Annotated in this window: 22 protein-coding genes and 1 pseudogene; all 23 read left to right on the forward strand. The window is 36.3% G+C overall.

Annotated features, from left to right (window positions below; genetic code table 11):
- The first annotated feature begins 17 nt into the window (after positions 1 to 17).
- Positions 18 to 1985: a peptide ABC transporter substrate-binding protein gene (locus DF216_RS03225; protein WP_129325950.1), complete on the forward strand. Its 1968-nt coding sequence runs from the start codon at positions 18 to 20 to the stop codon at positions 1983 to 1985.
- A gap of 149 nt (positions 1986 to 2134) precedes the next feature.
- Positions 2135 to 4096 carry a peptide ABC transporter substrate-binding protein gene (locus tag DF216_RS03230; RefSeq protein WP_129325951.1) on the forward strand — a complete coding sequence of 654 codons (1962 nt, stop codon included), beginning with the start codon at positions 2135 to 2137 and terminating at the stop codon, positions 4094 to 4096.
- Between the two features lie 178 nt (positions 4097 to 4274).
- Positions 4275 to 5720, forward strand: a complete 1446-nt coding sequence (gene cpsA / locus DF216_RS03235; RefSeq protein WP_129325952.1) for an LCP family glycopolymer transferase CpsA — start codon at positions 4275 to 4277, stop codon at positions 5718 to 5720.
- A gap of 1 nt (position 5721) precedes the next feature.
- Entirely contained in the window at positions 5722 to 6453 is a 732-nt protein-coding gene (gene cps4B / locus DF216_RS03240; RefSeq protein WP_125827427.1) for a capsular polysaccharide biosynthesis protein Cps4B, read from the forward strand.
- Positions 6454 to 6461: 8 nt separating this feature from the next.
- Positions 6462 to 7154, forward strand: a complete 693-nt coding sequence (locus DF216_RS03245; protein WP_129325953.1) for a capsular polysaccharide biosynthesis protein — start codon at positions 6462 to 6464, stop codon at positions 7152 to 7154.
- Between the two features lie 9 nt (positions 7155 to 7163).
- Positions 7164 to 7847 (forward strand): tyrosine-protein kinase, encoded by a 684-nt coding sequence (locus DF216_RS03250; RefSeq protein ID WP_129325954.1) that lies wholly within the window; start codon positions 7164 to 7166, stop codon positions 7845 to 7847.
- A gap of 22 nt (positions 7848 to 7869) precedes the next feature.
- The gene (locus tag DF216_RS03255; RefSeq protein WP_129325955.1) at positions 7870 to 9237 is read left to right on the forward strand and encodes a sugar transferase; all 1368 of its coding nucleotides are present in this window, start codon (positions 7870 to 7872) and stop codon (positions 9235 to 9237) included.
- A gap of 3 nt (positions 9238 to 9240) precedes the next feature.
- On the forward strand, positions 9241 to 9642 hold the full coding sequence (tagD, locus tag DF216_RS03260) for a glycerol-3-phosphate cytidylyltransferase (RefSeq protein ID WP_129325956.1): 402 nt from the start codon (positions 9241 to 9243) through the stop codon (positions 9640 to 9642).
- A 22-nt stretch (positions 9643 to 9664) separates the two neighbouring features.
- On the forward strand, positions 9665 to 10486 hold the full coding sequence (locus DF216_RS03265; RefSeq protein WP_129325957.1) for a LicD family protein: 822 nt from the start codon (positions 9665 to 9667) through the stop codon (positions 10484 to 10486).
- A gap of 29 nt (positions 10487 to 10515) precedes the next feature.
- A complete protein-coding gene (gene pssD, locus DF216_RS03270) occupies positions 10516 to 10965 on the forward strand; it encodes a PssD/Cps14F family polysaccharide biosynthesis glycosyltransferase (protein WP_129325972.1) in 450 nt (149 codons plus the stop codon).
- Complete coding sequence (locus DF216_RS03275) at positions 10965 to 11444, forward strand: glycosyltransferase (protein ID WP_129325958.1); 480 nt, start codon at positions 10965 to 10967, stop codon at positions 11442 to 11444. Before pssD ends, DF216_RS03275 begins: the two co-directional genes overlap by 1 nt.
- A gap of 31 nt (positions 11445 to 11475) precedes the next feature.
- Entirely contained in the window at positions 11476 to 12567 is a 1092-nt protein-coding gene (locus DF216_RS03280; RefSeq protein ID WP_129325959.1) for a glycosyltransferase family 1 protein, read from the forward strand.
- A gap of 7 nt (positions 12568 to 12574) precedes the next feature.
- Complete coding sequence (locus DF216_RS03285; RefSeq protein WP_129325960.1) at positions 12575 to 13501, forward strand: glycosyltransferase; 927 nt, start codon at positions 12575 to 12577, stop codon at positions 13499 to 13501.
- 24 nt (positions 13502 to 13525) lie between these two features.
- Positions 13526 to 14725, forward strand: a complete 1200-nt coding sequence (locus DF216_RS03290; protein ID WP_129325961.1) for a hypothetical protein — start codon at positions 13526 to 13528, stop codon at positions 14723 to 14725.
- Positions 14676 to 15425 (forward strand): glycosyltransferase family 2 protein, encoded by a 750-nt coding sequence (locus DF216_RS03295; RefSeq protein WP_129325962.1) that lies wholly within the window; start codon positions 14676 to 14678, stop codon positions 15423 to 15425. The genes DF216_RS03290 and DF216_RS03295 overlap by 50 nt, the downstream gene beginning before the upstream one ends.
- Complete coding sequence (locus DF216_RS03300) at positions 15425 to 16180, forward strand: DUF4422 domain-containing protein (protein ID WP_000453238.1); 756 nt, start codon at positions 15425 to 15427, stop codon at positions 16178 to 16180. The genes DF216_RS03295 and DF216_RS03300 overlap by 1 nt, the downstream gene beginning before the upstream one ends.
- Before the next feature lie 119 nt (positions 16181 to 16299).
- Positions 16300 to 17715 (forward strand): flippase, encoded by a 1416-nt coding sequence (locus tag DF216_RS03305; RefSeq protein WP_129325963.1) that lies wholly within the window; start codon positions 16300 to 16302, stop codon positions 17713 to 17715.
- Position 17716: 1 nt separating this feature from the next.
- The gene (locus DF216_RS03310; protein ID WP_129325964.1) at positions 17717 to 18715 is read left to right on the forward strand and encodes an acyltransferase; all 999 of its coding nucleotides are present in this window, start codon (positions 17717 to 17719) and stop codon (positions 18713 to 18715) included.
- A gap of 13 nt (positions 18716 to 18728) precedes the next feature.
- A complete protein-coding gene (gene glf, locus DF216_RS03315) occupies positions 18729 to 19829 on the forward strand; it encodes a UDP-galactopyranose mutase (RefSeq protein ID WP_129325965.1) in 1101 nt (366 codons plus the stop codon).
- Between the two features lie 27 nt (positions 19830 to 19856).
- A complete protein-coding gene (rfbA, locus tag DF216_RS03320) occupies positions 19857 to 20726 on the forward strand; it encodes a glucose-1-phosphate thymidylyltransferase RfbA (RefSeq protein WP_129325966.1) in 870 nt (289 codons plus the stop codon).
- Complete coding sequence (locus DF216_RS03325; RefSeq protein WP_129325967.1) at positions 20727 to 21320, forward strand: dTDP-4-dehydrorhamnose 3,5-epimerase family protein; 594 nt, start codon at positions 20727 to 20729, stop codon at positions 21318 to 21320. It begins immediately after the preceding gene.
- An 11-nt stretch (positions 21321 to 21331) separates the two neighbouring features.
- The gene (gene rfbB, locus DF216_RS03330) at positions 21332 to 22378 is read left to right on the forward strand and encodes a dTDP-glucose 4,6-dehydratase (RefSeq protein ID WP_129325968.1); all 1047 of its coding nucleotides are present in this window, start codon (positions 21332 to 21334) and stop codon (positions 22376 to 22378) included.
- 81 nt (positions 22379 to 22459) lie between these two features.
- Positions 22460 to 22575: pseudogene (locus DF216_RS03335) on the forward strand (transposase); the annotation flags it as partial.

Here is a 22575-nt window from a genome sequence, read left to right on the forward strand (position 1 = left end):
CTTTAAGGAGATTACTTATGAAATCGAAAAAGTGGCTCTTAGGAGCAGGTGCTGTTTTGAGTGCAGCCCTACTGTTAACTGCTTGTGGGCAAAGTGAAAAGAAGGCTGATGCTCCCAAAACGTTCTCTTATGTCTACGCTATGGACCCATCTTCTTTGGACTATAGTGTGACGAGCAAGAGCTCAACCTCTGACGTTATAGCCAACGTTGTCGATGGACTTTTGGAAAATGATAAGTATGGGAACTTAATTCCATCACTTGCAGAAGACTGGTCTGTTTCAAAGGATGGTTTGACTTACACCTACAAACTTCGTAAGGGTGTAAAATGGTATACTTCTGATGGAGAAGAATACGCTGAAGTCAAGGCAAAAGACTTCGTTACTGGTCTGAAACACGCAGCTGACGGCAAATCAGACGGCCTCTCTCTCCTTCAAGATTCTATTAAAGGCTTGGCGGAGTATGTCAGTGGTGAGAGCAATGATTTCTCTACAGTAGGAGTTAAGGCTGTTGACGATTACACGGTTGAATATACGCTCAACAAACCAGAAAGTTTCTGGAACTCTAAAGTTACAACTGCTACCATGCTTCCAGTTAATGAAGAATTCTTGAATTCTAAAGGGAGCGACTACGGTGCACCAACACCATCAAGTATTCTTTATAACGGACCTTATTTCTTGAAATCATTGACTTCAAAATCGGTCATTGAGTATGAAAAGAATCCAAACTATTGGGACAAAGACAATGTTAAGATTGACAACATCAAACTAACCTTCTATGATGGTTCTGACCAAGAATCCTTGATTCGTAGCTTTACACAAGGTGCCTATACAACAGCTCGTCTCTTCCCAACAAGCTCAAACTTTGAGTCAACTAAGAAAGAGTACGGCGATAAGATTGTCTACAGTCCACAAGAAGCGACAAGCTACTACCTCACTGTTAACGTAAACCGCCAGTCTTACAATAAAACAGCTAAAACAGACGAGGCTCAAAAAACATCAACAAAAGAAGCTCTTCTCAACAAGAACTTCCGTCAGGCGCTGAACTTTGCCCTTGACCGTCACTCTTACACGGCTCAGTTGAATGGTGAAGAAGGTGCGGACAAAATTATCCGTAACAGTCTAGTACCTCATGACTACGTTCAAGTAGGTGAAAAGACCTTTGGAGAGTTAGCTCAGGCAGAGTTGGTTTCTTACGGAGATCAATGGAAAGATGTAGCTCTTACTGATGGTAAGGATACGCTTTACAGTCCTGAAAAAGCCAAGGCAGCCTTTGCAAAAGCTAAGGAAGAATTACAGGCCAAAGGTGTTACCTTCCCAATCCATTTGGATATTCCGGTTGAACAAACAGATGTAATCGCCGTCCAACAAACCAATTCACTCAAGCAGTCTATCGAATCAACACTTGGTACGGAGAATGTCATTGTCGATGTCCTTCAAATGACCGATAATGAAAAATTGAGCATTACTTCTCAAGCTAAGGTTCCAGCACAAAAAGACTATGACTTGAATGGAACTGGTTGGGGACCAGACTATCAAGATCCAGCTACCTACCTCAATATTCTTGATGCCAAGAAGGGTTCTGCCCTTAAGCACTTGGGTATCACTCGTGGCAAAGATCCAGAAGTGATGGCTCAAGTTGGTCTGGATGAATACAAGAAACTCTTGGATGATGCCGCAGCTGAAACAAGTGATCTCAATAAGCGTTATGAGAAATACGCTAAAGCGCAAGCCTGGGTATCTGATAGTTCGCTCTTGATCCCAGTTGCTTCTTCAGGTGGTTCTCCAACTGTTAGCCGTACTGTACCATTCTCAAAAGCCTACTCTCAAGTCGGAATCAAGGGAGATCCATTTGTCTTCAAAGGTTTGGAGTTGCAAAATGATGTTGTGACTACAAAAGAATACGAAGAAGCTCTCAAGAAATGGCAGAAAGAAAAAATTGAAACAAATGCCAAATACCAAAAAGAACTTGAAAAACATGTCAAGTAATCTATAAATAGAAAAGGAAGTTGTAGGCAATCTCTACTTCCTTTTTTGTTTTTGAGACACCAGTTGTCATAAAAGCAGTAACTTTACATTTTTGAATAAATTTGATAAAATATAGTTATGTTATAAAAAGTGACATAAAGGAGTGAATGATGATCAAAATGAAAAAAAGACTGATTGGGACAGGTCTTGTCCTAGCTACAGGGATTTTACTGACAGCTTGTGGACAGTCCAACTCAGATACAAGTACCTTCTCATCAACATTTAGTGCAAATCCGACGACATTTAACTATCTTTTAGACTATTATGCAGATAACACTGCTGTTATTACCAACCTCGTAGATGGCTTGTTAGAAAATGATAGTTATGGAAATCTAACGCCAGCTTTAGCTGAAGAATGGTCTGTTTCATCGGATGGTCTGACCTATACCTACAAGCTCAGAAAAGATGCCAAGTGGTACACGGCCGATGGTGAGGAATATGCTCCAGTCAAAGCCCAAGACTTTGTCACCGGGATTAAGTATGCTGCGGACAACAAGGGTCAAGCCATGGATCTCATCCAAAACTCTATCAAGGGATTGAATGACTATGTGACAGGTGCGACCAATGACTTCACAACAGTTGGTGTGAAAGCCTTGGATGACCATACGGTCGAGTATACTTTGACTCGACCAGAACCGTACTGGAACTCAAAAACAACCAACAGTATCCTTTTCCCAGTTAATGAAGAGTTCTTAAAATCAAAGGATAAAGATTTTGGGACTTTGACGCCAGACAGTATCCTTTATAATGGTCCATATCTGTTAAAAGATTTCACATCAAAATCTTCGATCGAGTATGTGAAGAACCCGCACTATTATGATCATGATAAAGTGACCATTGAAAAAGTTAAGTTAGCCTACTTTGATGGCTCAGATCAGGAGATGACCATTCGTAACTTTGAAAGTGGTGCCTATACGCTTGCGGGAGTCTATCCAAATAGTTCCAACTATGCCAAGACAAAAGAAAAATACCAAGATAATATCGTTTATAGCTTACAAGACAAGACGTCTTGGTACTTCAACTTTAACGTTAACCGTAAAGCCTATAACCATACTGCTAAAACAACGGATGAACAAAAGAAATCAACGCAAACAGCGATTTTAAATAAAAATTTCCGTCAGGCTATCAACTTTGGTATTGATCGAACAGCCTACTCGGCTCAATCTAACGGGCAAGAAGCGGCTAGCAAGACCCTTCGTAATACTCTAGTTCCCCCAACTTTTGTCCAGATTGGAGATAAGACCTTTGGAGAAGTGACAGCTTCTAAGCTTGTCAACTACGGAACAGAGTGGTCAGGCATCAACTTGGCGGATGCCCAAGATGCCTACTTCAACAAGGAAAAGGCCCAAGCCAAGTTTGCAGAAGCTAAAAAGGAATTGGAAGCCCAAGGGGTGACCTTCCCGATTCATTTGGACGTCCCAGTTGATCAAACCAATAAAAATGCAGTTTCTGGTATGAACTCGGTTAAACAAACCCTTGAAACAGTACTAGGTTCTGATAATGTTGTCATTGATGTTCAGCAACTTTCAACGGATGACTTTGGGAATGTGGCTTTCCTAGCACCAAACCCAGCAGCTCGTGATTACGATTTGAACTTTGATGGCTGGGTCGGTGATTACCAGGATCCATCAACGTATCTAGATCCCTTCAATGCTGAAAGTGGCTTCTATCTCAAGATTTTTGGTCTTGATGCCAAAGAAGATCAAGAACTTATCAAGAGTCTAGGACTTGATACCTATACGAAACTCCTGAAAGAAGCAGATGCTGAGAACAAAGATGTCGCTAAGCGTTATGAAAAATATGCTGAAGCTCAAGCTTGGATGATTGACAATTCTCTAGTCATGTCTGCTATGTCAAATGGTGGTACAGCCTCTGTAACTAAAGTAACTCCCTTTACACGTGCCTACTCTCTAGTGGGAATCAAGGGTGACGGAAATAATTACAAGTACATGAGACTTCAAAAAGACCCTGTTACCAAGAAACAATTTGATGAAGCCAAGGCTAAGTGGGAAGAAGAAAGTAAAAAGGCTATCGAAAAGAGTCAAAAAGAATTTAAAAATCATGTCAAATAAAAAGTTGAAATAAGGTCTCTTGTAAGGGATCTTATTTTTCTTGTCGAGACTCTCTATATTGAATCGTCTAATCGGAAGCCACACATAGAAATAAAAACGCTTAACTCGACCGAATGAATGGAATTTATCTTGTATCTATGATATAATGATTCTAACTATTGACGTATAGAGGAGTATCATGAGTAGACCTTCAAAGAGAGCTCGTTCGGGCAATATGAAGCACAATATTAATATATTTTTACTAACCATTTATCTGATTTTGGGTGGTTTTTTGTTGTTTCTAATCTTTCGACACAACATACTTGCTTTCAGATATCTCAACATAGTCGCGGCAGTCTTGGTTTTAACGGTGGCTGTTATCAGTTTTCTTCTGATTTTTTATAAAAAAGCTGAGAAGTTCACTATTTTTCTATTGATTTTGTCTATTCTTATAGGATCTGTTTCTTTATTTACAGTCCAACAATTTATTGGCTTAACCAATCGTTTGAATGCGACGTCTAATTATTCAGAGTATTCGATTAGTGTTGCAGTTTTGAAAGACAGCGATATCAATAATGTTAGCCAGTTAGATAGTGTTATGGCTCCGACCGAAACGGATAATGAAAATATTCAAAAATTACTTACAGATATTAAATCAAATCAGGGTAAGGATTTGACAGTAGAGCAGAGTGCTTCTTATCTAGCGGCTTATAAGAGTCTGCTTGCAGGTGACACAAAGGCGATTGTTTTAAATAGTGTCTTTGAAAATATCATTGAATCAGAATATCCTGACTATGCTGCAAAAATCAAAAAAATTTATACCAAGGAGCTGACTAAAAAAGTGGCTGCTCCGAAGGCAACCAAGAGTCAATCGTTTAACATTTATGTGAGTGGGATTGATACCTACGGTCCGATTAGTTCGGTTTCGCGATCAGACGTCAATATCCTGATGACCGTCAATCGTGACACCAAAAAAATCCTTTTGACAACAACGCCACGTGATTCCTATGTTCCGATTGCAGATGGGGGCAACAACCAAAAGGATAAGTTGACCCACGCAGGAATCTATGGAGTGGATGCTTCTATCCACACTTTGGAAAATCTCTATGGTCTAGATATTAACTATTACGTTCGCTTGAATTTCACATCATTCCTGAAATTGATTGACCTTTTAGGTGGAATTGATGTTTATAATGATCAAGAATTTACAGCTCACACTAATGGAAAGTATTATCCTGTTGGCAATGTGCATCTTGACTCAGAACAAGCTCTTGGTTTTGTTCGAGAACGCTATTCTCTAGCAGATGGTGACCGAGATCGTGGACGCAATCAGCAAAAAGTGATTGTGGCCATTATTCAAAAATTGACCTCAACTGAAGCCTTGAAAAATTATGATCATATCATTCAAGGTCTACAAGACTCTCTCCAAACCAATATGCCACTTGAGACCATGATGGACTTGGTCAACGCACAGTTGGAGAGTGGTGGCAACTATAAGGTCAACTCTCAAGACCTAAAAGGAACAGGTCGAATGGATCTTCCTTCTTATGCGATGCCGGATAGCAACCTCTATATGATGGAAATTGATGATAGTAGCTTAGCTGCTGTCAAGTCGGCAATTCAAGATGTATTGGAGGGCAAATGAGATGATTGATATTCATTCGCACATAGTCTTTGATGTAGATGATGGGCCGAAATCAAGAGAAGAAAGCAAGGCTCTCTTGGCAGAAGCTTATCATCAGGGAGTACGGATGATTGTTTCCACCTCTCACCGTCGCAAAGGTATGTTTGAGACTCCAGAAGAGAAGATCGCTGCTAATTTTCGTCAGGTGCAGGAACTCGCCAAGGAAGTGGCAGATGACTTGGTGATTGCCTATGGAGCGGAGATTTATTATACACGAGATGTCCTTGATAAATTAGAACAAGGGCTACTCCCCACCCTCAATGCTAGTCGTTATGCCCTGATTGAGTTTAGTATGGACACACCATATCGTGACATTCATAGTGCCTTAAGCAAAATCTTGATGTTGGGTATTACCCCAGTCATTGCCCATATCGAGCGCTATGATGCTCTTGAACAAAATGAAAAACGTGTTCGTGAACTGATTGCAATGGGGTGTTATACACAAGTAAATAGTTCACACGTCCTTAAACCCAAACTTTTTGGAGAACGCTACAAGTTCATGAAAAAAAGAGCTCAGTATTTTTTAGAGCATGATCTGGTCCATGTGATTGCAAGTGACATGCACAGTCTAGATGGTAGACCTCCTCATATGGCCGAAGCTTATAGCATAATTGCCAAAAAGTATGGGGAAGAGAAAGCGAGAGAACTCTTTGAAGAAAATCCTCGACAAATTGTAATGAATCAACTAATTTAGGAGAAATGATGAAAAAACAAAATACTATGGAAATTGATGTATTTCAATTGTTAAATACCTTGTGGAAACGGAAATTGATTATTGCTTTGGTTGCTATCGTAACGGGAGCGATTGCCTTTGCATATAGCAAATTTATTATAAAACCAGAATATACTAGCACTACGCGTATTTATGTAGTCAATCGAAACCAGGGAGATAAGCCGGGATTGACAAATCAGGATTTGCAGGCAGGGTCTTATCTTGTTAAAGACTATCGTGAGATCATCCTTTCCCAAGATGTGTTAGAAAAGGTTGTAACCGACTTGAAACTAAATATGTCAACAAAGGGTCTTGCTAGTAAAGTACAAGTGACGGTGCCAGTTGATACACGTATTGTTTCTATTTCCGTCAAGGATAAACAGCCGGAGGAAGCAAGTCGTATCGCTAATTCCTTGCGTGAGGTTGCTGCTCAAAAAATCATTAACGTAACTCGTGTATCTGATGTGACAACGCTTGAAGAAGCGCGACCAGCCACTTCCCCATCATCTCCAAATATCCGTCGTAATACTTTGATAGCTTTTCTCGGAGGATTAGGGGTGGTAGTTGTCGTCGTCCTCTTGGTTGAGTTGCTAGATGTCCGTGTCAAGCGACCAGAGGATATCGAAGACGTTATGCAAATTCCACTCTTAGGGGTCATTCCAAATTTGGATAAATTGAAATAGGAGAGAACGATGCCAACATTAGAAATTACACAGAAAAAATTGGAGCTCGTAAAAAAGGCAGAGGAATACTACAATGCCTTGCGTACAAATATACAGTTAAGTGGAGATAATTTGAAAGTCATCTCTATTACTTCAGTTAATCCGGGAGAAGGGAAGTCTACAACTTCTACTAATACTGCTTGGGCTTTTGCGCGTGCAGGCTATAAAACCCTATTGATTGATGCGGATATTCGTAACTCGGTCATGTCAGGTGTTTTTAGATCTAATGAGAAGATTACTGGCTTAACAGAGTTTTTATCAGGTACAACAGACTTGTCACAAGGTCTATGTGATACCAATGTTGAAAATCTCTTTGTCATTCAGGCGGGCTCAATTTCACCAAATCCCACAGCCCTTTTACAAAGTGAAAATTTCAGAACGATGCTAGATACCCTGCGTAAATATTTTGACTATATCATTGTGGATACCGCTCCCGTAGGTATTGTGATCGATGCAGTTATTGTGACACAGAAATGTGATGCTTCTGTTTTGATTACGGCAGTTGGTGAAGCACATCGCCGTGATGTTCAAAAGGCGAAAGAACAGTTGGAACAAACAGGAAAGCCGTTTTTGGGTGTTGTCTTAAATAAATTGAATATCTCAGCGGAGAAGTATTCTTCTTATGGAGGATATGGGAACTATGGAAAGAAATAAATGATTGGCTGGGGAGATCAAAATGAATGAAAAGGTATCAAAGATTTCTCTGGCGTTGATTCAGAGTGTTTTAGTCGTTGTATTAGCTTACTTACTCAGCTTTGTGAAAGAAACAGAGATTATATCAAGTACAATGATTGTACTATATATCCTTCATTATGTGGCATGTTATATGAGTAACTATGAGCAAGATTTTTTTAAAAGGGGACACTTTCTTGAGGCTGTTCAAACTTTAAAGTATATTGCTTTTTTTGCCCTAGCAATCAGTATCTCCAACTTTTTTTTAGAGGAGCGTTTTAGCATATCAAGACGTGGTATGATTTATTTCTTGATTCTTCAAGGTGTCTTGCTTTATTTGCTAAATTTAGTTATTAAGCGCTACTGGAAGTTTTTCTCTTCCAATTTTAAAGGGAATAAAAAAATTCTTTTGATTACAGCAACTTCCCGTGTGGAGAAGGTAATGGCGCGGTTGTTGGAGTCGGATGATGTTTTTTGGAAACTAGCAGCGGTTAGCGTATTGGATAAACCAAACTTTGAACATGATAGAGTGACAGTGGTCCCAATGGATTCAATCTCAGATTTTGCAACCCACGAGGTGGTCGATGAAGTCTTTATCAATCTTCCAAGTGAGAAATACAATATTGGTGAACTTATCTCCCAGTTTGAAACGATGGGAATAGATGTTACAGTAAATCTAAATGCCTTCGATCGTAACCTAGGAAGAAACAAGCAGATTCGTGAGATGGCTGGATTAAATGTGGTAACTTTTTCAACAAAATTTTATAAACCCAGTCATGTGGTCGCTAAACGGATTATTGATATTTGTGGTTCGATTGTCGGACTGATTATCTGTGGTTTGGTGAGTATTGTTCTGGTTCCTTTGATCAGAAAAGATGGAGGACCAGCTATTTTTGCTCAGACGCGTATTGGGAAAAACGGCCGACAGTTCACTTTTTATAAGTTTCGGTCTATGTGTGTAGATGCTGAGGAGAAAAAAAGAGAACTCATGGAACAAAATACCATGCAGGGCGGAATGTTTAAGGTGGATGATGACCCACGTATCACGAAAATTGGTCGTTTTATACGGAAGACTAGCTTGGACGAGCTGCCACAGTTTTATAATGTTCTAAAGGGAGATATGAGTTTGGTAGGCACACGACCACCAACAGTGGACGAGTATGAGCACTATACCCCAGAACAAAAACGTCGTCTAAGTTTTAAACCTGGTATAACAGGTTTATGGCAGGTCAGCGGACGAAGTGAGATCAAGAATTTCGACGAAGTTGTCAAATTAGATGTGGCCTATATAGACGATTGGACAATCTGGAAAGATATTGAAATTTTATTGAAGACAGTTAAAGTAGTATTTATGAGAGATGGAGCGAAGTAGGAAATGAAAAAAGTAATAACTTATGGAACATTTGATTTGTTGCACTATGGTCATATTAATCTTCTTAAAAGGGCTAAATCGTTAGGTGATTATTTAATTGTTGTGATTTCAACTGATGAATTCAACTGGAATAAAAAACAAAAAAAATGTTATTTCACATATGAACAAAGAAAAACACTCGTAGAGGCTGTTAGATATGTTGATTTAGTAATACCTGAGGAATCCTGGGAACAAAAAGTGACAGATGTCCATGAATATCACATAGATACCTTTGTCATGGGAGATGATTGGAAGGGGAAATTTGATTTTTTAGAGAAAGAAGGAGTTGAAGTGGTCTATTTACCACGGACTCCTGAAATCAGTACAACTGAAATCAAGAATTCATTGGCAACTAGAAAATATTAAAAACGGAGTTTGAGATAAACATATGACAGATGAATTGGGACAGTTACATAACTTAGAACTTTTGTTAGCTTCAGAGGTGTTAAAAATATGTGAAAAATATAATTTAAAAATTGTGATGCTAGCAGGAACTTTTCTAGGGGCTATACGCCATAATGGATTCATTCCGTGGGACGATGATATGGATTTTGGTATGCCAAGAAAGGATTTTGAAAGATTTAAAGAATTATGTTCTTCAGATTTAGATAGTGAAAAATATTTTTTGCAGACTGATCAAACAGATTTGAATTATCCATTTAATTTTGTGAAACTACGTCTCAATAACACACATGTTTCTGAGGAATTTTCTTTAGATGCAAATGTTCATGATGGAATTTATATTGATATTTTCCCGATTGATGATATCTGTCCCAAGCCCTTTAGACGATTCATTCAACTTAAAGGATTTTGGTTATTCCGAAATCTATTATGGATAAAATGTGGATATGGGGACAACGATAGAAAAAAACGATTAGCGTATAAGCTAGCTAAGCTCGTTACATATGCGTTCTCAATATCCTTTTTGAAAAAGATGAAGGAGAAGTGTATATTATTAGGGCGGAGTACCAATGCTGATAATGTAGTGGTTAGTGATGGTAGTTATGGAATAAAGAAAGAAACTTTTCCAAAAGTGTGGTTAGACGAAGTTGAAAGTTATTCCTTTGATGATATAAAATTATGGGGAATGAAGAATTATAGAGCCTACTTAAAACATATGTATGGTGACTATATGCAGCTTCCACCTGAGAATCAACGAAATCATCACAAACGAATTGAAATTGATTTTGGCCCATATGCAGAAAAATAGGAGAATTCATAACTTTGGCTAAAAAAGAGATAAAACTTTGTCTAGTAGGATCTAGCGGTGGGCATTTAAATCATCTCTATCTATTGAAACCATTTTGGCAGAATAAAGATAGACTGTGGGTTACTTTTGATAAAGAAGATGCTCGAAGTATTTTATCAAATGAAAAATGTCATTATTGCTATTATCCGACTAATCGTAATATAAAAAATCTAATAAAAAATACATTTCTTGCTTTAAGAATATTATATAAAGAAAGGCCAGATGTTATCATTTCATCCGGGGCAGCAGTTGCAATACCGTTCTTTTATTTAGGTAAAATCTTTGGTGCTAAAACTGTTTATATAGAAGTATTTGATCGTGTAGACGCTCCGACAACGACTGGCAAAATAGTGTACCCTGTTACAGATAGATTCATTGTCCAATGGGAAGAAATGAAAAAAATCTATCCCAAGGCAATCAATTTGGGAGGAATTTTCTAATGATTTTTGTAACTGTCGGTACGCATGAGCAACAATTTAATAGACTAATAAAAGAGATTGATGAATTGAAAGAAGAGGGCGTTATTACGTCGGATGTATTTATCCAAGTTGGTTTTTCAGACTACCAACCTCGATTTTGCAGATGGGAACGATTTCTTTCATATGATGAGATGAATAACCTAATGGAAAAAGCGGATATAATTATTACTCATGGTGGTCCTGCTACATTTATGAATGTTATTGCTAATGGGAAAAGACCAGTAGTTGTTCCGAGAAGAAAAAAATTTGGAGAACATGTGAATGACCATCAGTTAGATTTTTGTAAGAGAATCGTTCAAGAAGGCTATGATTTGGTGGTTATAGAAGATATTAAAGAGATTAGAGAACATTTGATACCTTCTAGTAGTAGTACAATTAAATCTAATAACGAACGCTTTGTAAAACAGTTTTCAAATTTAATTGCAGAATTAGTTGAGTAATAATGATAAAGAGTATAAAAGGAGACGCTTAATGAAAATTTTGCATATTCCAACAGGAGGTTTGTTTTCTGATGGGATTGGAACATTTATATATTCGTACCTTGAGTACATGAATTTGAGTGAAATTGAAGTTACAATTCTAGCCACTAACAAACCGTTGTTAGAAGATAAAATGAAATTTAAAGTATTAGGTGTTCAAGTTGTAGAAATTGAAAGAAAAAAATCTTCAATATTGGCATATATGAGAGATTTCCTTAAACTCTTAAAAACAGAAAAATATGATATTGTGCATGTTCACGGAAGTAGTGCTCTTATGTCAGTTGAGTTATCTATAGCAAAAATCATGGGAGTTCCTGTAAGAATAGCACATAGTCATAATACAACATGCAGTCATATTCTATTAGATAGAATACTACGCCCTTTTTTTAACACGTTATATACTCAATCTTGGGCGTGTGGTGAAATGGCAGGAGAATGGCTTTTTAAGGACAAACGATTTAAAGTTATACATAATGCCAGAGATGTAGAAAAATATAGTTTTAATCCTCATCTTCGCCGAGTATTTCGAACAACGCATTCATTAAAAGAAAATACACTTGCATTAGGCCATGTAGGCAGATTCAATATTCAAAAAAATCATATATTTCTTCTTGATTTAATGGATGAAATGAAATGTAAGCAGAAGGATGTAAAATTGTTTTTGGTCGGTGAAGGGGAAAAGGTAGATGATGTTAAGAGATATGTAAAAGAACGAAAATTGGAAAATTCAATTGTTTTTTTGAATCAGTATTCGGATATGCAATCGTTTATTTCTGCTATGGATATAATGTTATTACCGAGTTTATACGAGGGGTTACCTTTAGTTGCTATTGAGTGGCAAATTAATGGAATTCAATCTATTCTTTCAAAGACAATTTCTGATGAGTGCATCTTCACAAACAGTATCCAACAATTACCAATTGACAACGTAAGTACTTGGATAAAAGCTATTGAAGATTTTTCATATATAAACAGATTGGAAAAATCTAGAGAAAATATTGACCTAGCTCAAAAATCAAACTATGATATCAGAATTGAGGCTAAAAAATTAGAGAATGAGTATAAAAAGTTGATTGGGGAGTAAGAATACAATGAATATATCAATTGTATTATCAACATTTAATGGTGATGAATATATTGTTGAACAGTTAGATACTCTAAGAAATCAAACACGCCTTGCTGAGGAAGTCTTGATTAGTGATGATGCATCTACAGATGATACTGTTCAAATAATTGAAGATTATATTGCTAAATATAAGTTGGATAATTGGTCTATAAAAAAAAATAAAGAGAATCAAGGATGGAAGAATAATTTTGCTATGTTATTAGAGGAAGCGAAAGGAGATATTATTTTTCTATGTGATCAAGATGATATTTGGCATTTGGATAAAATTCAAAAAATGTCTAAGATTATGGAAAATAATGATAAGATTTTGTTGTTAGCCTCTAACTACACACCTTTTTATGTTGGTGATGGTGTCAAGATTAAATTGGATAAAAGTGATTTGGATAATAGTGAGGCAGTGTATCAACCAAATTTTTTAGATAACTTCTTTCATATTAGAAGGCCAGGGTGTGTGTATGCGGTGAACAAAAAGATTATTCCATATTTTTTAGAAATCCGAAGTAATGAAGATGCACATGATGCCTTGTTATGGAGGCTAGCTTCGCTTCTTAATGGGTTATACATTTATTCCTACTCTACTATCGATTTTAGAAGACACGATAGCAATGCGACTGGTAGCAGAGAAAGAAGTTTCCTAAGGAGAAAAGAGCAAGTTATTTATTATGATAATTTGCTTCAGAGATTAGATAAATTTAGTAAACAACATGATTTATCACTTTCAAATGAACAAATTAGTGTTTTGAATGACTACATTCTATGGGGAAAAAATCGAAGAGAATTATTTATGAAAAAGAATGTACTTATATTTTTTAAATTATTTAAATATCATAAGTTGTATTGGTCGTTCAGGTCATATATTACTGATTTTATAGTATTATATATGAAGGAGTAATTCTAGTAATGTTAAAGAGTATTAGTGAAATTAAAGGGGGGAGTCAAAGTGAATCCATCAAGAGTTAAAACTGATGTGAAATTGAATGAGTTTCTTTTTGGATTAGCTTTTTATCCTTGGCTAATAGCATGGCTGTTTACTTCGACCTTTTATAAAGATTTTATACATCCTTATGGAATAATAAAAACTTGGGAGTATGTAGGATTGTTTTTTCTGTTACTTAAATTTATGTTAAGTAAATCTAAAATAAAATCGATAATCATTACTCCAATTATACTTCTTATAAGTTTTATTGTAAGTTATGATAATGGTAACGCCTCCTTTGTGGCATATACTTTGACTCTTATATATTCTTCAAGGGATATTAATTTTCGTCATTTGGTAAGGAATACAATGTTCTGCCAAATTGGAGTTGTAGGAACTGTTGTAGTAAGCTCTTTACTTGGTATTATTCCAAACGAGCTAACCTTAACATATTCAGGAGGTGTAATTCGCTCACGGTATGGACTAGGTTTTAACTACACATCATTTACTCCAAATTATTTCCTGAGTATATTGCTGGAATATGTTTATTTAAAAGGTGAAAAATATTGGACAATAAAAGAGCTTTTTATTTGTGTATTATTAAATATAGTTATTTATAAATACACAGATACCCGTCTTACTTTTATTATGGTATTTATCCTTCTTTTGATATCGTTTTCGAGAAGATTTATATCAATCAATATGAATTTTAAATTTCTGAAATATTTACTTACTCTTATTTATCCAATTATGGCATATATGACTTATTGGCTGACAGTAAAATTTGATAGTAGAAATAGTTTATTATCTTTAATAAATGACTTATTGAGTCAAAGGTTGAGATTCGGTCAAGAAGGTTTAAGGAGATACCCTCTAAGATTATTTGGAACTCATGTTCAATGGGATACTTCGGCGAATTCTTATTTTTATGTAGATTCGTCGTACATTAATATACTTATAAGCTATGGAACAATAATTTTTTTCCTTACGTTAATAAGCTATTCAATTATAATGAAAAAAGTTATAATTAATCGAAATAAAACTTTATTGATTGTGTTAATTTTTTGGTCAGTAAGAGCTTGTATTGACCCACAATTATTTTTACTGTGGTTCAATCCATTTTTGTTTTTAATTGCGAGAACGTTTTTAGATGAAAGAGAGGGAATTGGAGATGATATCACTTATATGCGTATCGAATAATTACGATAAGTTAAATACAATTCTTAAATCATCTTTATCTAGACAAAAAGATGTTAATTATGAACTTATTATAGTGGATTCTAATAAATATGGATTTAATTCTGCTGCTGAGGCTTTGAATTTTGGAGGCAAACAAGCAAAAGGTGATTATCTATTTTTTGTTCATCAAGATATTAGTTTTCAAGATGACTTTGAGTTAGCAAAACTAGAATCTTATTGTAGAAATTTCATATTTGGAGTAGCAGGAGTAGCGGGGGTAAAGAATATTGAGGGAAAGGTCGTCAGTTTTTCAAATATTTTTCATGGGGACCCGAAAACAAAGGCGGCTAGTAAATCTATAAGTACCCCTGTTGAAGTTGATGCAATTGATGAGTGTTTGATTATTATTCCGAAAAAAGTTTTTAGTACGAATCAATTTAGTATAATCGGTCCTACCTGGCATTTATATGGAACAGACTATGCATTACAGATGAAGTTAATCAATTCGCCAGTATTAGTTTTTCCAAGTGAGTTATGGCATGTGTCAGATGGGAAATCTTTAAACCTTAATTATTTTGATGCGATACAATGGTTATTGAAAAAATACTCTAAAAATTATTCAGTAATATACACTTTTTTTGGAGTTTGGCCAAGTAATCCTATTCTATTAAAATTTAAATGTCTTTATAGGAAATTAAGGTTTTATATTAAGGGAGTGTAATGGAAGTGAAGCTATACGTCGCAACACATAAATCTTATAATCAAGTTCAAGACCAGGACCTATATATCCCTATATTGGTGGGCGCGAATAAGAATATTGGAGAAAAGAATTATTTAAGAGATAATCAGGGAGATAATAATATTTCTGATAGAAACTTTACATTTTGTGAATTAACAGGATTGTATTGGATTTGGAAAAATTCTAAAGATGATATTGTTGGTTTATGCCATTATAGACGTTATTTTGGGAAAAACAAGCGTTTCTTTAAACAGAATTCTATTTTAACAAAGAATGATATTCTAAAACAATTAAATGATTATGATGTGATATTACCATCAAAGGGTATGAACGAGTATAACGGGTATACTGCTGAAGAGTTTTTTAACAAGAATCACGATCATAAAGTTTGGGAAATGTGTAGACAGATTATTTCAGAAAACAATAAAGATTACCTTGATGCTTTTAATTGGTTTTCTAAAGAAAAAACAGGATACTGTTATAATATGTTTATAATGTCTAGAGAAATGATGGATGAATATTGCAGTTGGTTATTTCCGATTCTTTTTGAACTAGATAAGAAGATTGATTATTCAAGATATGATAGTTACAATACTCGTATGATTGGTTTTGTTGCCGAACGTTTAATTAACGTATGGGTACATAAGAAACAACTAACTGTAAAAGAGTTTCCAGTTTTTTCAACAGAAGAACCAGGATTCTTACAAAGAATTCAGAAGAAATTATTTAATAAGTAGTAGTTTATTTATAAAAGTAGATTGTTAATAAATCTTTCAAGGTGCTATTTCCTCTTTTCTAAATAAGTTTTATTGCACTGTCTTTATAAACACTCCTAGAAAGACTAAGTTAATTAAAGATGAAGATTTTAAAGAATTATGTTTATAATTTGTTATATCAGATACTAGTAGTTGTTCTCCCAATAATAACTACACCCTATATTACTAGAATCTTTAGTTCTCAAGAGTTAGGTGATTATGGATATTATAGTTCTATAGTAACTTACTTTATATTGCTCGCTACTTTAGGTGTCGCCAACTATGGGACTAAGGTGATTTCTGGACATCGTAATGAGATTAATAAAAACTTTTGGGGTATCTACTCTTTACAATTAGGTGCTACAATCCTTTCAATCTCCTTATACTGTATTTTTTGCTTTAACCTTCCTTCAATGCAAAATCCAGTAGCCTATATTTTGGGATTGAGTTTAGTTTCTAAAGGTTTAGATATTTCCTGGCTTTTTCAAGGGTTAGAGGATTTTCGTAAAATTACTGTTCGAAATATTACGGTAAAACTCGTTGGGGTAATCTCGATTTTCCTGTTTGTCAAATCTACTAACGATCTTTACCTTTATGTGTTCTTATTAACAATATTTGAGCTATTGGGACAATTAAGTATGTGGTTGCCGGCCCGAGAGTTTATTGGTAAGCCCCATGTTGATTTAGAATACGCTAGGTACCATTTGAAACCAATTATTTTTTTATTTCTTCCTCAGATAGCAATCTCTTTATACGTTACTTTAGATCGTACGATGCTTGGAGTTTTAGCCTCTACAAAAGATGTAGGAATCTATGATCAGGCACTTAAATTGGTGAATATTTTATTAACCTTGGTAACGTCATTGGGGAGCGTCATGTTGCCTCGAGTTGCTAATTTATTAGCAACAAACAATCATGAAGAAGTCAATAAGATGCATGAGATTTCATTCCTAGTTTATAATTTGATTATTTTTCCGATTATGGCAGGTATGTTGATTGTTAATGACGATTTTGTTCAATTTTTCCTTGGTCAAGATTTTCAAGATGCACGTTTCGCGATAGCAATCATGATCTTTAGGATGTTCTTTATCGGCTGGACCAATATTATGGGAATCCAGATTTTAATACCACATAATAAAAATAAAGAATTTATGATTTCAACAACGGTTCCCGCAATTACCAGTGTGGGATTAAATTTGTTGTTTCTTCCCAAACTTGGTTATATGGGGGCTGCAATTGTCTCGGTCTTGACTGAAGCCTTTGTTTGGGCAATTCAACTGTTCTTTACTCGCAAATATATAAAAGATGTTCCGATTATCGGATCGATGATGAAGATTATTCTAGCATCAGCTATTATGTATGGCCTCTTGCTAGTTTCAAAAACAGTCATACATTTTTCGCCAACCATAAATGTTTTAGCATTTGCTGTGATTGGTGGAATCATTTACCTTTTTGCGATTCTATCTCTAAAAGTGGTAGATATGAAAGAATTAAAACAAATAATTAGGAAAAATTAGAATGCGCAAATATCGAAATATTAACTTAGATCTACTAAAAGTACTTGCATGTGTTGGGGTTGTTCTACTCCATACAGCGATGGGTGGATTTAAAGAGACAGGTTCATGGAATTTTTCGACATATTTATACTACTTAGGAACCTATTCTATCCCTTTATTTTTTATGGTTAATGGTTATTTATTGCTAGGAAAGAGAGAGATTACCTATTCCTATATACTGCAGAAAGTAAAATGGATTCTAATAACAGTATCGTCATGGTCCGTAATCATTTGGCTTTTTAAACGAGATTTTACAGTTAATCCAATTAAAAAAATTGTAGGTTCTTTGATACAAAAGGGGTATTTCTTCCAGTTTTGGTTTTTTGGTGCACTCATAATTATTTATATATGTTTGCCTGTTTTGAAAAAATTCCTTAATTCAAAAAGAAGTTATTTATACATCCTATCTGTATTGCTAGTTGTTGGTTTGATTTTTGAGTTAACAAATATTGTACTTCAAATGCCAATACAAACATATGTTATACAAACCTTTAGGTTATGGACTTGTTTTTTCTATTATCTTTTAGGTGGCTTTATAGCTCAATTTGACAAAGATATTATCAAAAATAGGTTTAAGAGATGGATGAAAATAATCGTAGTACTTTTGTTCCTGGTTTCGCCTTTAATATTATTTTTCTTAGCAAGAACCACTTACCATAATTTTTTTGCTGAATATTTTTATGATCTTCTATTTGTAAAAGTTGTAAGTTTAGGAATTTTTCTAACCATATTCTCACTTGCATTGAATCAAGATAACAACAAATGGATTACTTTTCTTTCTAACCAAACTATGGGTGTCTTTATAATACACACTTATATTATGAAAGTGTGGGAAAAACTATTTGGTTTTAGTTTTGTAGGAGCATATCTACTTTTTGCTATATTTACCTTATGTGTTAGTTTTATTATTGTCGGAATGTTAATGAAAATTCCTTATTTCAATCGAATTGTTAAATTATAAAAAGGAGAACAAAATGTACGACTATCTAATCGTTGGTGCTGGTTTGTCGGGAGCAATTTTTGCTTATGAAGCGACCAAGCGTGGGAAAAAAGTAAAAGTGATTGATAAGCGTAATCATATTGGTGGTAATATCTACTGTGAGGACGTTGAAGGTATCAACGTTCACAAGTACGGTGCCCACATTTTCCATACTTCAAACAAAAAAGTCTGGGATTATGTAAATCAATTTGCTGAATTTAACAACTATATCAACTCGCCTATAGCCAATTACAAGGGCAGTCTTTACAATCTTCCTTTTAACATGAATACTTTCTATGCTATGTGGGGAACCAAGACTCCTCAAGAAGTGAAAGATAAGATAGCTGAACAAACGGCTCATATGAAAGATGTTGAGCCTAAAAACTTGGAAGAACAAGCTATTAAGTTGATTGGTCCGGATATCTATGAAAAGTTGATTAAGGGATATACTGAAAAACAATGGGGACGTTCTGCGACAGACCTCCCACCATTTATCATTAAACGTCTACCAGTTCGTTTAACCTTTGATAATAACTATTTTAACGACCGTTACCAAGGAATTCCTATTGGTGGTTACAATGTCATTATCGAAAACATGCTTAAAGGCGTTGAAGTTGAGCTTGGCGTTGATTTCTTTGCTCACCGTGAAGAGTTAGAAGCATCAGCTGAAAAAGTTGTCTTCACAGGAATGATCGACCAGTATTTTGACTACAAACACGGGGAGTTAGAATACCGTAGCCTTCGCTTTGAGCATGAAATTTTGGACGAGGAAAATCATCAAGGGAATGCTGTAGTGAACTATACAGAGCGTGAAATTCCTTATACTCGTATTATCGAACACAAACATTTTGAATATGGAACGCAGCCAACGACCGTTATCACGCGTGAATATCCAGCTGACTGGAAGCGTGGGGACGAGCCTTACTATCCAATCAACGATGAGAAAAATAATGCTATGTTTGCTAAGTACCAAGAGGAAGCTTCAAAGAATGATAAAGTTATCTTCTGTGGGCGTTTAGCAGATTATAAATATTACGATATGCATATGGTGATTGAACGGGCTCTGAATGTGGTAGAGGAAGAGTTTAGTAACTGAAAAATAACGAAGGAAGGTTATCCTATTATGAAAGGTATTATTCTCGCAGGTGGTTCGGGGACACGTTTGTATCCTTTGACTCGTGCTGCATCAAAACAGCTGATGCCGGTTTATGACAAACCTATGATTTATTATCCTTTGTCGACATTAATGTTGGCTGGAATTAAAGATATTTTGATTATCTCAACTCCTCAAGATTTGCCCCGTTTTAAGGACTTACTCTTGGATGGTTCTGAATTTGGAATCAAGCTTTCTTATGCCGAACAACCTAGTCCCGATGGACTTGCTCAGGCTTTTCTTATCGGTGAAGAATTTATCGGTGATGATAGTGTTGCCTTGATTTTGGGCGACAATATCTATCATGGACCAGGTCTGAGTAAAATGCTTCAAAAAGCATCCAAGAAAGAGAAAGGTGCGACTGTCTTTGGCTACCATGTCAAGGATCCAGAACGCTTTGGTGTTGTAGAATTTGATGAAAATATGAATGCTATCTCCATCGAAGAAAAACCAGAACAGCCGCGCTCTAACTATGCAGTGACCGGTCTGTATTTCTATGATAACAATGTTGTCGAAATTGCCAAGAGTATCAAACCAAGTCCTCGCGGAGAATTAGAAATCACAGATATCAACAAGGTTTACCTAGATCGTGGTGACCTTTCTGTTGAGCTGATGGGCCGAGGATTTGCTTGGTTGGATACGGGAACCCATGAAAGCCTGCTAGAAGCTTCTCAGTATATCGAAACGGTTCAACGGATGCAAAATGTTCAGGTGGCTAATCTTGAAGAAATTGCCTATCGAATGGGTTATATCAGCCGTGAAGATGTGCTGAAGTTGGCACAACCTCTCAAGAAAAATGAATACGGGCAATACCTGCTCCGTTTGATTGGAGAAGTATAGATGACAGACAATTTTTTCGGTAAGACTCTTGCGGCACGCAAGGTTGAAGCTATTCCAGGTATGCTGGAGTTTGATATCCCCGTTCATGGAGATAATCGTGGCTGGTTTAAAGAAAATTTCCAAAAGGAAAAAATGCTCCCACTTGGTTTTCCTGAGTCTTTCTTTGCAGAAGGGAAATTGCAAAACAATGTATCCTTCTCACGCAAAAATGTTCTCCGTGGTCTGCACGCAGAACCTTGGGACAAGTATATATCTGTAGCAGATGGTGGAAAAGTTCTGGGCTCTTGGGTTGACCTACGTGAGGGAGAAACCTTCGGAAATACCTATCAAACAGTAATTGATGCTAGCAAGGGAATTTTTGTTCCTCGAGGCGTGGCTAATGGATTCCAAGTCCTATCAGATACAGTTTCTTATAGTTATCTGGTCAATGACTACTGGGCATTGGAACTCAAGCCTAAATATGCCTTTGTCAACTATGCGGATCCAGACTTGGGAATTGAGTGGGAAAACCTAGCGGAAGCTGAGGTTTCAGAGGCAGACAAGAATCATCCACTGCTTAAGGATGTCAAACCACTTACGAAAGACGAGTTGTAAAAGGAAATATTATGACTGAATACAAAAAAATTATCGTGACAGGTGGAGCTGGTTTTATCGGTTCTAACTTTGTCCACTATGTTTACAATAACTTTCCAGATGTCCATGTGACAGTACTGGACAAGCTAACTTACGCGGGAAATCGTGCCAATATTGAAGAAATTTTAGGCGACCGTGTTGAGTTGGTTGTTGGAGATATCGCTGATGTAGCCTTGGTAGATAAGCTGGCAGCTGAAGCAGATGCTATTGTTCACTATGCGGCAGAAAGCCATAATGACAACTCGCTCAATGATCCGAGCCCCTTTATCCACACTAACTTCATCGGGACTTATACACTCTTGGAAGCAGCTCGTAAATACGACCTCCGTTTCCACCATGTTTCAACAGACGAAGTCTATGGGGACCTGCCTCTGCGTGAAGACTTGCCTGGCCATGGAGAAGGCCCAGGTGAGAAGTTTACTGCTGAAACCAAGTACAATCCAAGTTCGCCTTACTCATCAACTAAAGCAGCTTCAGACTTGATTGTCAAAGCTTGGGTGCGCTCGTTTGGTGTCAAAGCGACTATTTCTAACTGTTCAAACAACTATGGTCCTTACCAGCATATCGAGAAGTTCATTCCGCGCCAAATCACCAATATTTTGAGTGGTATCAAGCCAAAACTCTACGGTGAAGGTAAGAATGTCCGTGACTGGATCCATACCAATGACCACTCATCAGGAGTTTGGACGATTCTGACCAAGGGTCAAATCGGTGAAACCTACTTGATTGGTGCGGATGGTGAGAAGAATAATAAGGAAGTCTTGGAACTCATCCTCAAGGAAATGGGGCAACCTGCTGACGCTTATGACCACGTGACAGATCGAGCTGGTCACGACCTGCGCTATGCCATCGATGCCAGCAAACTTCGTGATGAACTAGGATGGAAACCAGAGTTTACCAACTTTGAAGCAGGTCTCAAAGAGACCATCAAGTGGTACACAGATAACCAAGACTGGTGGAAATCTGAGAAAGAAGCGGTAGAGGCTAACTATGCTAAAACGCAACAAGTGATTAAATAATCATATACTAAAAAGCAAGAGAACTCTGAACTGCACCCCAAAAGTTAGACAGAAAAAATCTAACTTTTGGGGTGTTTTATTATGAAATTGAGTTATGAGGATAAAGTTCAGATCTATGAACTTAGAAAACAAGGATATAGCTTAGAGCAACTTTCAAATAAGTTTGGGATAAACAATTCTAATCTTAGGTACATGAT

The sequence above is a fragment of the Streptococcus oralis genome (assembly GCF_004127215.1).
In the GTDB taxonomy this organism is placed as follows: domain Bacteria; phylum Bacillota; class Bacilli; order Lactobacillales; family Streptococcaceae; genus Streptococcus; species Streptococcus oralis_BD.

Excerpts from the sequence above, each read along its gene's own strand:
- DF216_RS03225 (WP_129325950.1), top strand. The coding sequence starts at position 18 with ATGAAATCGAAAAAGTGGCTCTTAGGAGCAGGTGCTGTTTTGAGTGCA.
- DF216_RS03230 (WP_129325951.1), top strand. The coding sequence starts at position 2,135 with ATGATCAAAATGAAAAAAAGACTGATTGGGACAGGTCTTGTCCTAGCT.
- cpsA (WP_129325952.1), top strand. The coding sequence starts at position 4,275 with ATGAGTAGACCTTCAAAGAGAGCTCGTTCGGGCAATATGAAGCACAAT.
- cps4B (WP_125827427.1), top strand. The coding sequence starts at position 5,722 with ATGATTGATATTCATTCGCACATAGTCTTTGATGTAGATGATGGGCCG.
- DF216_RS03245 (WP_129325953.1), top strand. The coding sequence starts at position 6,462 with ATGAAAAAACAAAATACTATGGAAATTGATGTATTTCAATTGTTAAAT.
- DF216_RS03250 (WP_129325954.1), top strand. The coding sequence starts at position 7,164 with ATGCCAACATTAGAAATTACACAGAAAAAATTGGAGCTCGTAAAAAAG.
- DF216_RS03255 (WP_129325955.1), top strand. The coding sequence starts at position 7,870 with ATGAATGAAAAGGTATCAAAGATTTCTCTGGCGTTGATTCAGAGTGTT.
- tagD (WP_129325956.1), top strand. The coding sequence starts at position 9,241 with ATGAAAAAAGTAATAACTTATGGAACATTTGATTTGTTGCACTATGGT.
- DF216_RS03265 (WP_129325957.1), top strand. The coding sequence starts at position 9,665 with ATGACAGATGAATTGGGACAGTTACATAACTTAGAACTTTTGTTAGCT.
- DF216_RS03275 (WP_129325958.1), top strand. The coding sequence starts at position 10,965 with ATGATTTTTGTAACTGTCGGTACGCATGAGCAACAATTTAATAGACTA.
- DF216_RS03280 (WP_129325959.1), top strand. The coding sequence starts at position 11,476 with ATGAAAATTTTGCATATTCCAACAGGAGGTTTGTTTTCTGATGGGATT.
- DF216_RS03285 (WP_129325960.1), top strand. The coding sequence starts at position 12,575 with ATGAATATATCAATTGTATTATCAACATTTAATGGTGATGAATATATT.
- DF216_RS03295 (WP_129325962.1), top strand. The coding sequence starts at position 14,676 with ATGAAAGAGAGGGAATTGGAGATGATATCACTTATATGCGTATCGAAT.
- DF216_RS03300 (WP_000453238.1), top strand. The coding sequence starts at position 15,425 with ATGGAAGTGAAGCTATACGTCGCAACACATAAATCTTATAATCAAGTT.
- DF216_RS03305 (WP_129325963.1), top strand. The coding sequence starts at position 16,300 with ATGAAGATTTTAAAGAATTATGTTTATAATTTGTTATATCAGATACTA.
- DF216_RS03310 (WP_129325964.1), top strand. The coding sequence starts at position 17,717 with ATGCGCAAATATCGAAATATTAACTTAGATCTACTAAAAGTACTTGCA.
- glf (WP_129325965.1), top strand. The coding sequence starts at position 18,729 with ATGTACGACTATCTAATCGTTGGTGCTGGTTTGTCGGGAGCAATTTTT.
- rfbA (WP_129325966.1), top strand. The coding sequence starts at position 19,857 with ATGAAAGGTATTATTCTCGCAGGTGGTTCGGGGACACGTTTGTATCCT.
- DF216_RS03325 (WP_129325967.1), top strand. The coding sequence starts at position 20,727 with ATGACAGACAATTTTTTCGGTAAGACTCTTGCGGCACGCAAGGTTGAA.
- rfbB (WP_129325968.1), top strand. The coding sequence starts at position 21,332 with ATGACTGAATACAAAAAAATTATCGTGACAGGTGGAGCTGGTTTTATC.